The following is a 15583-nucleotide window of genomic DNA, read 5'->3' on the forward strand; positions in this document are numbered from 1 at the left end:
CTGGATCAATTACATCAATTTATCCACAGCCATAACTAGCTTAAGGGCAAAAGAAGTGGGAGTCCGAAAAACAATTGGAGCCAATAAAATTTCATTAATAGCTCAATATCTATCAGAAGCTTTTTTCTATAACCTCTTTGCTATCATTGCCTCTTTTGGGCTGATATACTTAGCCAACCCTACGCTTTCTTCCATCACAGATTTTCATCTAGACTTTACAGGATTATTGAATTTCCGAGTGGTAATTTTTACACTTGGGGTCTTGTTTATTGGCACTCTAGGCTCAGGTCTTTACCCGGCATTTGTCTTATCAAATATTAAGCCTCAGCGTGTTTTAAAAGGTAAATATTCCAACACTAAAAATGGTTTGCTACTCAGAAAGAGCCTGATTGTTTTTCAGTTTACAATGGCTCTTATTCTTATGATTCTTACTTCTGGGATTTATAAGCAAGTGGACTTTATGAGGCAGCGCGAGCTGGGGTTAAATATAGACCAGGTACTAATTACAAACATGCCCAACATACGAACGGTAGAAACCTTTTGGAGTAATTATGATAATCTTAAAAATCAATTATTAGCTAAAAGTTATGTTTCTGAAGTAACTACATCTAATGAAATACCAGGAAGCTATTTAAATCAAATTGAGCTGTTTAAACAAAAAAGTCAGTTACGTGAAGAGGCACAAATAATGAAGTTTGTATGGGTAGATTATGATTTTTTCGAACTGTATGATATGGAATTAGTTGAAGGTCGGCTATTCACTGAAGACAATCAATCTGATGTTCAAGAAGGGGTGATTTTTACAGAAGAGGCTATAAAATTACTAGGCTATTCTAATGCAAAAGAAGCTATTGACCAACCCGTAGACTGGATTCATAACTGGGGTGAAATAGAACCCTTTAAAATCATAGGAGTTGCAAAAAATTATGAGCAAGAAGCTAATAGTCAACCTCAGGCTGTTGTTTTTATCATGAACCGCAGACAAGCACGATGGTTAGAAACAAATCAAATAGCAATTAAGCTTAACAATACTGCAAATATGGAAAAGCAGATTAATGAAATTGGGCAAATACATAACGCAGTGTACCCTAACGATTCATTTGATTATTTCTTCCAGGATGATTACTACAACCAGAAATATCAATCCGACCTTAAATTTGGAAAGATGTTTACGTTCTTTTCACTGCTAACATTAAGCATAACCATACTCGGCATATTTGGGTTGACTGCATTTCTAGTAATTAGCAAAAGAAAAGAAGTAAGTATTAGAAGGGTACTGGGAGCTAATTTTAAACACCTGCTAACTTCATTCTCTAAAGTTTATATGTGGCAAATAGCCATAGCCACATTAATTGCATTGCCCTTGGCCTACCTATTTTTAGATATTTGGATGAATAAATTTATAGAAAAAGTGGACATCAGTTCTGAAGTTTATACGCTTCCTATGGCCGCAGTAATTCTAACCACATTGGGAATTCTTATTTACCATCTTTTACAAACTATGAAGCAAAACCCTGCAGTGGTAATTAGGGATGAGTGAAATAACGAAGTGATTCTCTTCATATATCTGCAGGCTCCTTTAATGAAACCTGTTACGGAAATGCTACTCTTCTGGTTAACTAAAACTTATAGAGTTGCTTATATTTTTTGAAGCTTATGTTAGATAGTCTTAATCAACTTATTCACTTTTGATTTTCCTATCATTTCATCAAGCTCCTTCAATAAAGATTCTGCCTCTTTTACAGATTTTCGTGTTTCTCCAATTTCTACCTTACCATGAGATTCATACTTCGATAATATGTATTGAACTGTGATGAGATCTGTATCTACCGCTGGCTGATACGCTTCTAAATCTTTTTTAGTAGTTATGGAAAGTACACCACAATCAATGAGCTTACCTAGCACCTCATATAGTAGCTGAACAGGCACTTTCACATGCTCATTCACTTCTTGCAGGTTTAAGGCAGCTTTACCAGACTTAAAATGATTGATAATAACAATACATGCGGCAATGGCTACTTTTTTCTTAAATCGTAGACTAAAACCTTCTGCCTTAATATTACTTTCGTAGTTATCGATATTCTGAATGGAATAGGCTATTTCTGAACCAAACAGCACAATAATCCAACTTGACTGCAACCAAAAAAGGAAAAGTGGCAAGGCAGCAAAACTTCCGTAAATGGCATTGTATCTAGATACCCCAATTCCTGCTTTAAACAGTAGTATTTCAAAAAACTGAAAAATGGTTCCTGCCACTACTCCAGCAATCACGGCAGCCTTAAAACTCACTTTGGTATTGGGCATGATCATGTACAATAATGTAAACAACAGCCAGATAAGGGCGAAGGGCAATATCCTTAAGGTTGGTAAAATAAGCCCCTTAAAGGTGCCCAGGAGTTGAATTTTTTCTGTAAGTTCAGTGATTTGAGTAGCCAAATACGTAGTAATACCATTAGCAACTATTATCAGAATAAACCCAAAGATCATAACTGTAACGTAATCTGTTAATTTTCTGGTTAAATCCCTCGCCTTGTGTACGTACCAAATATCATTGAAAGACTCTTCTATATTACTGAGCAACTTCATCACAGAATAAAAAAGAAAGACTACACCAAATCCGGCTACTAAACCACCACTCGTGGAGTCTAGAAGGTTGTGTGCGAAATTTAAGCTTTGCTGAAATACTTCTTCCTGGCCTTCAAAATTTTCCAATAATTGGTCTTCAAGCACTTTATCAAGGTTAAAGCCTTTTGCCAGGGCAAATGCTATTGCCAGAAGCGGGACAAAAGAAAGTAATGAAAAATACGTAAGTGCCGATGCGCGTAGCGCAATTTTATCTTCCTGAACACCTTTAGCGGCCAGTATGACTACTTTTAGTGTTTTATATAAAAAACGCTGATAGGAAGAAATGGATTTAAAATCGATCTCCCAGATATCTTTTTTAAAAAAGTTAATCAACTTTTGAATGGCACCGTTGTTCATGCAGCTAAATTACAATGTAAATTTTACGATTGTCAATTTAATTTGTATTCAAGCATTTCTATAAATATCCACTTTCATTGAAACTTGTTCATTCTTTATTCTTTGATTCCTCAGCTTTAATATCAGAGAATTTGTTTGTACTCTTATCAATATTTTTTTCCCTCTTTCTGCGAATTAGATACATGACGCCTACGATAACAATTAATGGAAGAAAGACATAGAGAATAATAATTGTGATATTCATTTTATATTATTTATTATGTTAGACATAGATTCTATAAAATACGACTTTATTATATAAAAATCATGATTAAATGATTCTGTTGTTAAACCATATTTATTAAACCGTAATCACAACTATCGTAATGCTTGAACGCTTAAAAATATCTGCCTTGGGTTATTGGGATTCTTTAATCGACCTTTTACCTGATTTAATACTTGCCTCAATATGGCTGATTATATTTTCTGCCATAGGCATGCTTTTGAGACGTATTATCAGAAAAAGATTGCTTAGTAATAGTAATGATCCACTCATCAGAAATTTTATTGGCAGAATAGTGATGCTGTCACTGGTAATTATTGGTGTTATTATTTTTCTAAATCAAATAGGTTTAGGTAATGCCGCAGGAGGTTTACTTGCAGGTGCAGGTGTTTCTGCACTAATTCTGGGGTTTGCTTTTAAAGATATTGGTGAAAACTTCTTAGCTGGATTTTTTCTCGCATTTAGCAGGCCATTTAAAATTGGAGATGTAATTGAAATTCAAAAATTACAAGGTACCGCAATATCATTAAGTTTTAGAAATACTCATATTAGAACATTTGATGGTAAAGACATCTACATTCCAAATGCTACACTTATTAAACAACCATTAATAAACTATACAAGGGACGGATTACAGCGTTTCGATTTTGTTGTGGGGATCGCCTATGAGGAAAATATTCTGACTGTGACAGATTTAATTACACAAACTCTAAACGAGATAGAAGAAATAAAACATACTGGCGACTTATCGCCATTTCTGGAGCTTGAAGCTTTTGAAGCCAGTACAGTGAATATCAGAGTATATTATTGGGTTAATTCTTATAATTTCACCGAACCACTTGCGGTTCTAAAAACGAAAGTAATGTACGAGGTATTAAAATCGCTTTCAGACAATAAAATTAACTTGCCTGCTAATATAACAGAGGTAAAAATTTATGAAGATCAAAAAGCAATACCGCTGATCGTAAAAAACTCGTCCGATTAGAATACCGATTAGAATGTATTTCCACACACAGACAAGACTATAACGTAATTTTAGGATACGGTAATGAAAATTGAAAAAGAGGCTGACCTTTTTGAGACAGCCTCCTTTTAAACATCCAAATTTTAATTTTTATCTATTTCATATCAAACCGATCAAGGTTCATTACCTTATTCCAAGCTGCAACAAAGTCTTTCACAAACTTCTCTTTCGCATCTGATGATCCGTACACTTCAGCAATGGCTCTCAACTCTGAGTTAGAACCAAAAACTAAATCTGCTCTTGTTCCAGTCCATTTTACCTGGCCAGACTTTCTATCCCTTCCTTCAAACGTTTCCTCATCACTCGATGCCGCTTTCCATTCCGTGCTCATATCTAACAGATTGACAAAAAAGTCATTTGTTAATTTGCCTGGCTTATCAGTAAATACTCCATGCTCAGAGCCATTGTAATTAGCACCCATCACGCGCATACCGCCTACCAATACTGTTAGCTCAGGAGCTGTAAGCGTTAGAAGTTGTGCCCGATCTAGTAGCAATTCCTCAGTAGATATCGAATATTTCTTTTTACCGTAATTTCTGAACCCGTCTGCAATAGGTTCTAGATATGCAAACTGCTCCACATCTGTTTGTTCTTGAGACGCATCCACTCTGCCGGGTGTAAAAGGTACGGTAATATCATGACCGGCATCTTTCGCTGCCTTCTCTACTCCAGCGCAACCTGCCAGTACAATCATATCAGCCAGAGACACCTCTTTACCAAAATCTTTTTTTATAGATTCCAGTTTACTTAAAACCTTAGAAAGTTGTGATGGATTATTTACCTCCCAATCCTTTTGAGGGGCTAATCTTATGCGAGCACCATTTGCTCCACCGCGCATATCCGAACCTCTGAAAGTAGAAGCAGAAGCCCAGGCCGTAGAGACTAGCTCTGAAACTGAAAGACCTGATTCTGATATTTTACTCTTCAATGCTTTAACATCACCATCGCTAATAACTGTTTTAGAAGGTGCTGGTAAAGGATCTTGCCAAATCAATTCTTCTTTAGGGACTTCAGGACCTAAGTAACGAGAGATTGGCCCCATATCTCTGTGCGTTAATTTAAACCATGCCCGTGCAAAGGCATCAGCAAACTGGTCTGGGTTTTCATAAAACCGTCTTGAAATCTTCTCATACTCAGGATCATACCGTAACGATAAATCGGTAGTGAGCATGGTTGGCTTTTGCTTTTTGGTTGTGTCCTGGGCATAAGGTATAATTTCAGGACCACCTTTGGCCACCCATTGCTGAGCACCTGCTGGGCTTTTTGTTAGCTCCCATTCATAACCAAACAAGTTCTCAAAGAAATTATTACTCCATTGTGTCGGTGTTTGTGTCCAGGTCACTTCAGGGCCACCGCCAATAGTGTCATCGCCATGGCCTGCACCAAACTTGTTTGTCCAACCTAAGCCCTGTAATTCCATTTCTGCGGCTTCAGGTTCTGGTCCCTGATATGCTCCTGGATCTGCTGCACCATGCGCTTTACCAAATGTATGTCCGCCAGCAATAAGTGCCACAGTCTCTTCATCATTCATTGCCATTCGGCCAAAAGTTTCTCTTATGTCTTTGGCTGCCAACACAGGATCGGGATTACCATTAGGGCCTTCAGGATTTACATAAATCAAACCCATTTGCACTGCGGCCAACGGATCTTCTAATTCACGATCTCCACTGTAGCGCTTATCTGCTAACCACTCACCTTCCGCGCCCCAATAAATATCTTCTTCCGGCTCCCAGATATCTTCTCTTCCCCCGGCAAATCCAAACGTTTCAAAGCCCATAGATTCGAGGGCGCAATTACCTGTTAGAATTATTAAGTCAGCCCATGATATTTTCTTGCCATACTTCTGCTTAATCGGCCAAAGTAATCTTCTGGCTTTATCGAGATTGACGTTATCCGGCCAGCTATTAAGTGGTGCAAAACGCATAGATCCTGTACCGCCACCACCACGGCCATCACCTATTCTGTAGGTTCCTGCACTGTGCCAGGCCATACGAATAAAAAACGGGCCATAGTGACCAAAATCTGCCGGCCACCAATCTTGTGAGTCTGTCATCAAATCATACAGGTCTTTTTTTACTGCTTTTAAATCAAGTTTTTTAAATTCCTCAGCATAATTAAAATCTTCTCCCATTGGGTTTGATTTTGAAGAATGCTGTCGCAGAATACTCATATTCAACTGATTGGGCCACCAGTCTTTATTTTTGGTTCCTGTACCAGCTATGTGCTTAATATTTCCGCTATGAAAAGGACACTTGCTTTCGCCATTAGAGCCATTTGTATGTGACATATCTTTCTTTTTTAGTTAGTGAATAATATAAATGTAAGGAGTGTAAATATGCTATAATATTTATTTATGATTGTTATTCATGTATAAGCATAACTTATGGATTTACGCCTCCAAATAATCCTATAATTTACAAAATAAGGGCGAGGAACGAAAGTGAATTGATGGATTCAGCATGCACAATTTTTTATGTATCCCCTTGCCATTATTAATCCGGCTTATTGCGCCTAAAAACAAGAACAATTAGATAAATCCAGGGCGCCCCATGTAGTACCAAATCAAAATAATCCATAGCTCCCATGCCTTGCGCTCCTCCCAATAACCATTTGAGTTTACCCCAAAGATGTGGCTCCGGTAGAAAGGGCGCCAGACCTAGTGTTAAGCATAATACTATTGGCAATACAAGTGATTTATTCATATTTGCTCCAGTTAACAATATAAAAATAGCTAAAGTGAATGAATCCCTTTGTAACACATGTTACCAACAGAAAACAAGTGTATGATTTACTTTACCGCCAACCAAAAATTTTATATACTTAAGGAATGCTCAAAACAATCCTAACCCAAAAGTGTCCCAGGTGTGGTCAAGGTGATTTATTTAAATCAAGCACATACAACTTAAAGCATTTTGCTGAAATGCATACTCAATGTGCACATTGCAATCAAAAATTTGAATTGGAACCGTCTTTTTACACCGGTGCCATGTATGTGAGTTATGCACTTCAAGTAGCCATATTCACTGCTGTTATTGTTGCCTATAAAGTGCTCTACCCACAGGCAAGTGTCACAACTTATATACTCTCCATCATTGGTGCCATTATCTTGCTCGTTCCTCTTACTTTTCGACTGAGCAGGTCAGTGTGGATTCACTTCTTCGTAAAACGTGATAATAGCTATCTATAACTGATTGATTAACAACTAGTTAATTTTCAAGGCAATAATCTTCTCAATTTAGTTTGTGTTCCACTTGAGCTTTTGTAACAATTGTTACACTACATAATCCTGTGTAACAAAAGTATCATTCGCACACTTCTTCCAGCCCTAGCTTTGCTGTATGATTAATCTTTATACCAGCACAAAGCATTTATGAGACATACGTTATTAATGATACTTTTATTGAGCTCTAATTTATTGATTGCCCAGGATACCTTGAGCATCTCTCAAGTAGAGTTCATTGAAAAGGTGGTTCAAGGGAACTACCAAAAGCAAATTGCCAACAAGCAGGCCTCAATGGCACAGGCAGATTATCAACAATCACGAAGTTTGTATTTGCCGCAGATCTCTGCCTCTTATACAGCCATTACCACTAATAACCCTTTAATGGCTTTTGGCTCAAAGCTCAATCAGGAGATTTTAACACAGCAAGATTTTAATCCTGTTCTTCTTAATGATCCTGATAATATTCAGAACTATGCTACAGAAATTAAGATTTTGCAGCCCCTGCTCAACCTAGATGGTGTTTATCGTAGAGCTGCTGCTAAAATTCAACAAGATGCATATTTACTAAAAGCACAGCGTACTCAAGAATACCTTGAGTTTGAAGCCACTAAACTCTATATGCAATTGCAGCTGGCCTACGATGCTGTAGAAGTACTGCAGCGTGCTGGGCTTACTGCCGACAACGCTGTTAAACTTGTATCTGACTATTTCGAGGAAGGCATGGTTCAAAAGGCCGATGTATTGGATGCACAAGTGCGAGCCAATGAAGTGAAAAATCAATTGCAATATGCAGAATCCAATGTACTGAACACTTCGAACATGCTACTCGCCTTTATGGGCGATGAGCCAGATAACTACGTCTTAAAACCCGAAAACCCTGCAGCCAAAACTTTCAGTGAAGCAGATTTTACCGGCCAATTATCCTCCAACAGAAAAGATTTATTGGCCATGAACAAGGCAGTAGAGGGCTACGAGCAAATGGCGAAATCACAGCGCATGAAATTTTTACCTAGTGTAAATGCTTTCGGGTCTTTCCAGCTGTATGATAATGAAATGCTCGGGTTTGGCGCTTCCGGCTATGTGATTGGCGCACAGCTGTCATGGACTCTTTTTAATGGCTATGCCAATATCGCCCAGAGCACAAAAGCAAAACTTCAGATGGAGAAAGCCCAGTTAGAACAACAAGAATATAACGTACAGCAAAAGTCAGAACTAAGCAAGGCTAATCGTATGCTGGCAGACGCAAAAAACAAAGTGGAATTATCTGAATTGGCTCTCAGTCAATCTTCAGAGTCATATAAAATACGCAAAGACAGGTTCGAACAAGGGTTAGAAAAAACAGCAGACCTGCTCAATGCAGAGAGCCAGTTGTACATGAAAGAATTACAATTAAAACAGGCTGTTTTCGAGTACAATTTCGCGAAAGAATACCTTCATTTTTTAACAAGAGAATAATTGAAACAACATATAAATATGAATATTATAAAATCGATCATACTAACAGGCACTGCCTTATTACTATTTACACAATGTGGTTCTGATAACACAGAGGCAACTACAGAAATAGCCCCAATTAAAGCAAAAGTTGCCAAAGCTGAAGTGATATCTTCTGATCAGTCCATCTCAGTTAGTGGAAAAATAGAAGCGACCAACAGTGCTAACTTAAGCACACGAATGATGGGAAACATTACCAGCGTAAAAGTTAAGCCCGGTGATAAAGTTTCAAAAGGAACACTTTTACTCACTTTATCGACTGCAGACCTGACGGCTAAAAAAGCACAGGTAGAAGCGTCAATAGCACAAGCTGAGAGCGCGTTCCAAAATGCAGAAAATGATTTTAACCGCTTTAAGACATTATTTGAGAAAGGTAGTGCTTCTGAAAAGGAGTTGGAAAACATAAAAACGCGTTATGAGATGGCCAAAGCTGGACTAACAGCAGCCAAGCAAATGGAAAACGAAGTGAACGCCCAGTTTGCTTACACCAATATCTCGGCACCTTTTAATGGCGTGGTAGCCAACACATTTGTGAAAGTTGGGGACATTGCCCATCCGGGCATGCCGCTTGTTACTGTTGAAGGCACTGCTAATTATGAAGCTGCTGTACTCGTTTCTGAATCACAAATTTCTGACATAAAAGTAGGTGATGTAGCTACGGTGCTCATAAAATCTGCCGGCAAGGAGATTAGCGGAGTAGTAAGGGAGGTTAGTCCCTCTGCTAAAAATACAGGAGGCCAGTTTATTGTAAAAATAAACCTGGAGACTAAGGATAAGCTTCTGCCAGGCATGTTTGTAAATGCCAGCATCAATACAAAAGGAATAAAAAATAATAATAGCTCTCCATTGCTGGCCAAAGAAGCCATTTTTAGGAATGGCCAGCTCACCGGTATCTATACGCTTAGTGCAGATAATAAAGCCATCCTCCGTTATGTAAGAATTGGTGAAGATAGAGGTGATAAAGTAGAAGTGCTTTCAGGGATAAGCGAAGGGGAAACATACATTTTAACCGCTGAAGGGAAGCTTTACAACGGAGCTACCATTCTAGCTAACCTTTAAAAGATAGAACGATGAAAGAAGGAATTTCAGGTAAAATCGCTCACTTCTTTATTCACTCAAAGCTCACTATTCTTTTAATGGTTGCTTTGATGATTATCGGGGTGTACAGTTCATTTTTAATCCCTAGGGAAGAGGAGCCCCAAATTATTGTGCCGATGGCAGATGTGATGGTGGGCTATCCGGGTGCTACTCCACAAGAAGTAGAGAGCCGTGTTGTCCAACCTTTGGAAAAAATAATTTCCAATATTAAAGGAGTAGAACATGTGCACAGCATGGCCATGAATGGTATGGCTGTAATCGTAGTGCAATTTTTTGTAGGTGAAGACACAGAAAGATCCTATGTAAAACTGTACGATGAACTCGAGAAACATAAAAATATGTTTCCGGAAACCGTTTATGAGCCAATGGTAAAAACACGCTCTATTGACGATGTGCCCATGCTGGGACTCACCCTATGGAGCAAAACGTATGATGACCATCAACTACGCCTACTTGCCGAAGAGGTTACTACTGAAATTGAAAAAGTAAAAGACGTTTCAATCACCAGAGAAATTGGTGGCAGGCCTCGTGAACTTAGAATTATAGTTGACAAAGATAAATTAGCTGAGAATGGAGTAGATGCCCTAAGCTTGATGCAAATGGTTAGGGCCAACAACAGCAGTTCGCAGTCGGGAAAGTTTGTTGCAAACGACACCGAATATTTGCTTAAAACAGGTCATTTTTTAAGCAGTGCCAAAGATGTTCGCGGCATTGTTATTGGCGTTAACAAAGGCATGCCAGTTTATTTGCATCAGGTAGCGCAAGTGCTGGATGGGCCCTCTAAACCGAAAGATTATGTTGGTTTTGGTTATGGAAAAGCTAATGCAGAATATGCTGCCAGCCCATCAACGTATCCTGCTGTAACAATCTCAGTGGCGAAAGTAACCGGTGCGGATGCCATGAAGGTATCTGACAAAATACTGGAGCGCATCGAAAGCTTAAGAACTACACTGATTCCCGATGATGTGGAAATAGAGATAACCAGAAATTATGGTGAGACCGCATCGCACAAAGTGAGTGAATTATTGCTCCATTTAGGCGTGGCCATTGTAGCAGTTACGGTATTAGTAATGCTGGCCATGGGCTGGCGTGGTGGATTGGTCGTATTTCTATCTGTGCCATTAACATTCGCACTTACTCTCTTCAGCTACTACATGCTTGGCTATACACTCAACCGAATCACGCTTTTTGCCCTGGTGTTTGTGGTAGGTATTGTGGTAGACGATAGTATCATCATCGCGGAGAATATGCACCGCCATTTCAAATCGAAAAGGTTACCCTTTGCGCAGGCTGCCATTTATGCCATTAACGAAGTAGGTAACCCTACCATTTTAGCAACATTTACTGTAATTGCAGCCATATTACCCATGGCCTTTGTTTCGGGTATGATGGGCCCCTACATGAGCCCAATGCCAATAGGTGCATCCATTGCCATGATGCTATCACTATTTGTAGCGTTAACCGTTACCCCCTATTTAGGCTATTACTTATTAAGGGAAAAAGAAAAACATGGCAATGAAGGCACACCCGAAGGGCATCACGGTCATGGTTGGATTTATCGGGTATACAATAAGCTTGAAAAGCCCTTTTTAGAAAGTGCTACCAAACGGTGGGTTATGCTGGGAATTACAGTAATTCTTTTACTGGGATCAGTAGCTACCTTTTTTACCAAAACGGTTGCTGTGAAAATGTTGCCGTTTGACAATAAAAATGAATTTCAGGTAGTAATAGATATGCCTGAAGGAACAACGCTGGAACGCACAGCAGCTGTTGCTTCTGAAATTGGTCAATATTTGGCCAATGTGCCTGAAGTGGTTGATTACCAAACCTATGCCGGAACCTCAGCACCCATTACATTTAATGGGTTAGTAAGGCACTACGATTTACGAGGCGGAAGTAATATGGCAGATATACAGGTAAACCTGCTTCCTAAAGAAGATAGGTCGGAAGATAGCCATCAGATAGCCACTCGAGTACGACCGGCAGTGCAGGAAATTGCTAAACGGTATCATGCCAATGTTAAAATAGTGGAAGTTCCACCTGGCCCTCCAGTGCTTTCAACCCTGGTAGCAGAAATCTACGGCCCTGATTATGATGAGCAAATAAAAGTAGCTAATCAGGTAAAGGAAATTTTGAAGAATACTCAGGATGTGGTGGATGTAGACTGGTATGTTGAGGCAGATCAAACTGAGTATACACTGGATATCAACAAAGAAAAAGCCATGATGCATGGCATCGTGCCACAGCAGGTTGTAGGAAATTTAACTTACCTGATTGGCGGGCATCCAATAAGCACTTTGTATGATGAATATGCCGACAATCCAGTAGAAATTGTGATGAATCTTGAGGATGGCGACCAAGCCAGTATCGATATGGTTCAGAGCCTTAAAGTGAAGGGTATGGATGGACATATGGTGCCGGTGAATGATATCGTTGAGGTGAGAAAAGATACGTTACAGCCTACAATCTACAGGAAAGATCAAAAACGAGTGGTCTATGTTTTAGCCGATATGGCCGGAGCCCTGGAAAGTCCTGCTTATGCCATTTTAGGAATGACTGAAAAGCTGAAAGCCATGAACCTGCCTGCCGGATACTCGGTAAGTGAGTTATATATGGGCCAGCCGGAAGATGAATCAGATTTTACTGTTAAATGGGATGGTGAGTGGCAGATTACCTTGGAAGTTTTTCGAGACTTAGGAGGAGCCTTTTTAGTAGTAATCATCATCATTTACATGCTGATCGTGGGCTGGTTCCAGAATTTTAAAACACCTATTGTAATGATGTTGGCGATTCCTCTTTCACTCATCGGAATTGTTTTAGGGCATTGGCTGCTTGGTGCATTTTTCACGGCCACCTCATTTATTGGAATGATAGCCCTAGCCGGTGTAATGGTTAGAAACTCTGTTCTGCTAATCGACTTTATCGAAATCCGATTAAACGATGGGGTTGATTTAAAAACAGCCATTATTGAAGCAGGTGCCGTACGAACTACTCCCATTTTACTTACAACGGGTGCAGTAGTGATAGGTGCATCCATCATACTATTTGATCCGATTTTTCAGGGATTGGCCATTTCGTTAGTGGCCGGAGCAATTGTATCAACCATGCTAACACTCATAGTTGTTCCGCTGATCTATTATATGACAGAAAGAAAAAAATGGGAAGGTAAAGCAACCACAAAATCATAAGCAAATGGAATTAGTAATAATAACAGCCGTTGAGGCATTTAATAAAGAAATAAAGCAGATTCTAAAAGATTCTGGTGTAATGTCATTCTCCCAAATGGATGTTGCCGGATACAAAGACCTATCCAATCAACCAAATGATGAGAACTGGTTTGGCTCTACTAATGGAGAACACAGATCAGTATTATTCTATGCTTTTGTAGAGCAAAAGTATACTGAAGGTATTTTAAAGAAAGTTGCAGCATTAAACAGTTTACAGGAAACCGCTTCCTATGTGCATGCCGCTGTATTGGAAATTAAAAAAAGTATATAATTATGAGAAACAGGATTGTACATGCGGTAGCAGGTTCATTTATCTTAATCAGCTTGCTGCTCGCCATTTATGTTAACCAAAACTGGCTTTGGTTTACCGCCTTTGTTGGTGCTAATTTATTACAATCATCATTTACCAAATGGTGTTTGATGAATGACATACTGGCTAAGCTTGGAGTGAAAGATTGATTCTATCTTACTATCCCATTGGGTTTAATAATAAACCCAATGGGTATTTTTAAGGATAAGCTTGAACGTTAATCAATAAAATTCACTAGAAAATAAAGTGAAACAGTATTATATTGAAAAACCAATCAACATAATACTGTTATGAATCTCTCTCCTGATCAAAAGAATCATTTAGAAGGCTTACTTAGAGCTGGTGATGAACTTTCTGCGGTTCGTTACCTGCAAAATACATTGGGCTTATCAGCCGAAGAAGCATTAAAACTTACTGAGGAGTTAGATAAAACCGTAGAAGAATCTCCCGATATAAAAATGCGTGAGTTTATGGCTAAATCCAGCGCTCGTGCCATGAAGGATAGCAAGGTAAGCAAATGGGTAGGCGGCATCTTTCTTTTCTTTGGTTTGATAATGCTGGGTGTAGCGGTGTATATTTTTTATTCCAATTATAAGTTCGCTGAAAAGGCTGTGCCCGTGATGGGGAAAGTCATTGGCCATGACACGTATTATAGCACAGATGATGATGGAAATAGGTCATTAATGTACAGTAGTATTTTCGAATATGCCTACAGTGGCGAAACCTACACGCATACTAGCGATGTAGGATCTTCTTCTCCAGACTATGAAATAGGTGAAGAAGCGGAGATTCTCATCGATCCCGAATTCCCAGGCAAGGCACTAGTAAACACATTCTGGGATCGTTGGTTTTCGATTGTTATCATTGGCTTTTTTGGAGTTACATTTAGTGGCGCAGGTTATATGGTGTTGAGGTTGTTTTAGCTACTTCCACAAACCTAGAATCAGCCCCATTACTAAAAAGGAAATAACAAAGTAACCCGCATTAATAAAGAATAGCTTAGCAGACCTTCTTTCAAAGAGGTATAACACACCAATACTCATAGCCACCCAACCAAAACCGGACAAAAATCCACCTATCAGTCCCCAGGTCCATTCTTCATAACCACTAATAAAACCTGCAAGGTTAAATGCCATGATGAGTGAAAGGACTAGTGATCCGCCAAAAATTTTTGCTTTATTACCCCCCTGAATAAATTCCGTTGTAAATCCGTTTTCTTTCGCCCACGCATTGCCAAATAACATGGGTGAGTACCACAAACCACCAATGATGAACATGGATAGTGCGGCAGCCACTACGGCCAAATAGTTTATATCTACGTTTTGCATATCAGTTTTTATTTTCTAGAGTGAATAATCCTTTTTCAGTATACCATTCCTTTATCAGGTAGCTGAATTTTCCGGCCTTCACAGCCGGATCTTTTTCACATAGTTGTTCAGCCTCTTCCTTGCTTTTAACATTTAAAATGAATAAACCTCCTCCCTCTTTAAACGGGCCGGCCACCATCAGTTTTCCACGCTCAGCCATGAGCTTAATGTTGGCCATATGTGCCATTTGGATACTGTCTAACTGTGTTTTTTCATAAGCTGGCATATCAGCATTGGGTTGTAATTCCACATGATAATACCGTGCTATTTCAGATTGAGCCTGAACTTTAGGTAGAACAATTACCATGGTAATTACAATAAAAGAATAGAATGCTAATCTCATTCAACCAATAAAAGAAGTTGTTGACTTGAGCCAGATTAAATCACTGTGATAAGCAATAATTTTGATTTGAATTGCTGATTTATTGATTTAAATACTATCATTTCAGATGAATATTCTATTAATTTATAATGTATTAATTAAGATCAATATTCAACTAAAAATTTCCTTCATAGTATTATCACTAATTGCCGGAAGCATCACCGTTGCAATAAGTCAGGAGTTATGCCTGCCATTTGAAATCGGCAATGGCCTA

At 38.9% G+C, this 15583-nt stretch carries 14 protein-coding genes; 9 read left to right on the top strand and 5 right to left on the bottom strand.

Translation table 11 applies throughout. The features are described from left to right. Positions 1-1540: ABC transporter permease (locus tag RLO81_RS19630; protein ID WP_350115903.1), on the top strand; the 1540-nt coding region annotated here is incomplete at its 5' end. Positions 1541-1659: 119 nt separating this feature from the next. Here RLO81_RS19630 and RLO81_RS19635 read toward each other — a convergent pair. Continuing rightward, positions 1660-2982, bottom strand: a complete 1323-nt coding sequence (locus tag RLO81_RS19635; RefSeq protein WP_350115906.1) for a YihY/virulence factor BrkB family protein — start codon at positions 2980-2982, stop codon at positions 1660-1662. 365 nt (positions 2983-3347) lie between these two features. On the opposite strand from RLO81_RS19635, the gene RLO81_RS19640 reads away from it, so the two are divergent. Further along, positions 3348-4229: a mechanosensitive ion channel family protein gene (locus tag RLO81_RS19640; RefSeq protein WP_350115909.1), complete on the top strand. Its 882-nt coding sequence runs from the start codon at positions 3348-3350 to the stop codon at positions 4227-4229. Between the two features lie 133 nt (positions 4230-4362). Here RLO81_RS19640 and katG read toward each other — a convergent pair whose 3' ends face one another. Further along, positions 4363-6555, bottom strand: coding sequence for a catalase/peroxidase HPI (gene katG, locus RLO81_RS19645; RefSeq protein ID WP_350115912.1), 2193 nt, complete (start codon positions 6553-6555; stop codon positions 4363-4365). Between the two features lie 205 nt (positions 6556-6760). Beyond that, positions 6761-6970, bottom strand: coding sequence for a hypothetical protein (locus RLO81_RS19650; protein ID WP_350115915.1), 210 nt, complete (start codon positions 6968-6970; stop codon positions 6761-6763). Positions 6971-7095: 125 nt separating this feature from the next. Between RLO81_RS19650 and RLO81_RS19655 the strand changes: the two genes are divergently transcribed. From RLO81_RS19655 to RLO81_RS19685, 7 genes are all read left to right on the top strand, one after another. After that, entirely contained in the window at positions 7096-7455 is a 360-nt protein-coding gene (locus RLO81_RS19655) for a DUF983 domain-containing protein (RefSeq protein WP_350115918.1), read from the top strand. A gap of 213 nt (positions 7456-7668) precedes the next feature. Further along, positions 7669-8946: a TolC family protein gene (locus RLO81_RS19660; RefSeq protein WP_350115921.1), complete on the top strand. Its 1278-nt coding sequence runs from the start codon at positions 7669-7671 to the stop codon at positions 8944-8946. Between the two features lie 18 nt (positions 8947-8964). After that, positions 8965-10044: an efflux RND transporter periplasmic adaptor subunit gene (locus RLO81_RS19665; protein ID WP_350115924.1), complete on the top strand. Its 1080-nt coding sequence runs from the start codon at positions 8965-8967 to the stop codon at positions 10042-10044. Positions 10045-10055: 11 nt separating this feature from the next. Further along, positions 10056-13271: an efflux RND transporter permease subunit gene (locus RLO81_RS19670; protein ID WP_350115927.1), complete on the top strand. Its 3216-nt coding sequence runs from the start codon at positions 10056-10058 to the stop codon at positions 13269-13271. Positions 13272-13275: 4 nt separating this feature from the next. Then, positions 13276-13581 carry a hypothetical protein gene (locus tag RLO81_RS19675; RefSeq protein ID WP_350115930.1) on the top strand — a complete coding sequence of 102 codons (306 nt, stop codon included), beginning with the start codon at positions 13276-13278 and terminating at the stop codon, positions 13579-13581. A 2-nt stretch (positions 13582-13583) separates the two neighbouring features. Next, complete coding sequence (locus RLO81_RS19680; protein ID WP_350115933.1) at positions 13584-13769, top strand: YgaP family membrane protein; 186 nt, start codon at positions 13584-13586, stop codon at positions 13767-13769. A 141-nt stretch (positions 13770-13910) separates the two neighbouring features. Then, a complete protein-coding gene (locus RLO81_RS19685; protein ID WP_350115936.1) occupies positions 13911-14543 on the top strand; it encodes a DUF3592 domain-containing protein in 633 nt (210 codons plus the stop codon). Here the strand turns inward: RLO81_RS19685 and RLO81_RS19690 are convergent, their stop codons facing one another. After that, positions 14544-14948: a DUF1761 domain-containing protein gene (locus tag RLO81_RS19690; RefSeq protein ID WP_350115939.1), complete on the bottom strand. Its 405-nt coding sequence runs from the start codon at positions 14946-14948 to the stop codon at positions 14544-14546. Between the two features lies 1 nt (position 14949). After that, positions 14950-15330: a YciI family protein gene (locus tag RLO81_RS19695; RefSeq protein ID WP_350115942.1), complete on the bottom strand. Its 381-nt coding sequence runs from the start codon at positions 15328-15330 to the stop codon at positions 14950-14952. Between the last annotated feature and the right edge of the window lie 253 nt (positions 15331-15583).

Origin of the sequence: Fulvivirga sp. (assembly GCF_040220315.1) — a bacterium.
Classification (GTDB): domain Bacteria; phylum Bacteroidota; class Bacteroidia; order Cytophagales; family Cyclobacteriaceae; genus Fulvivirga.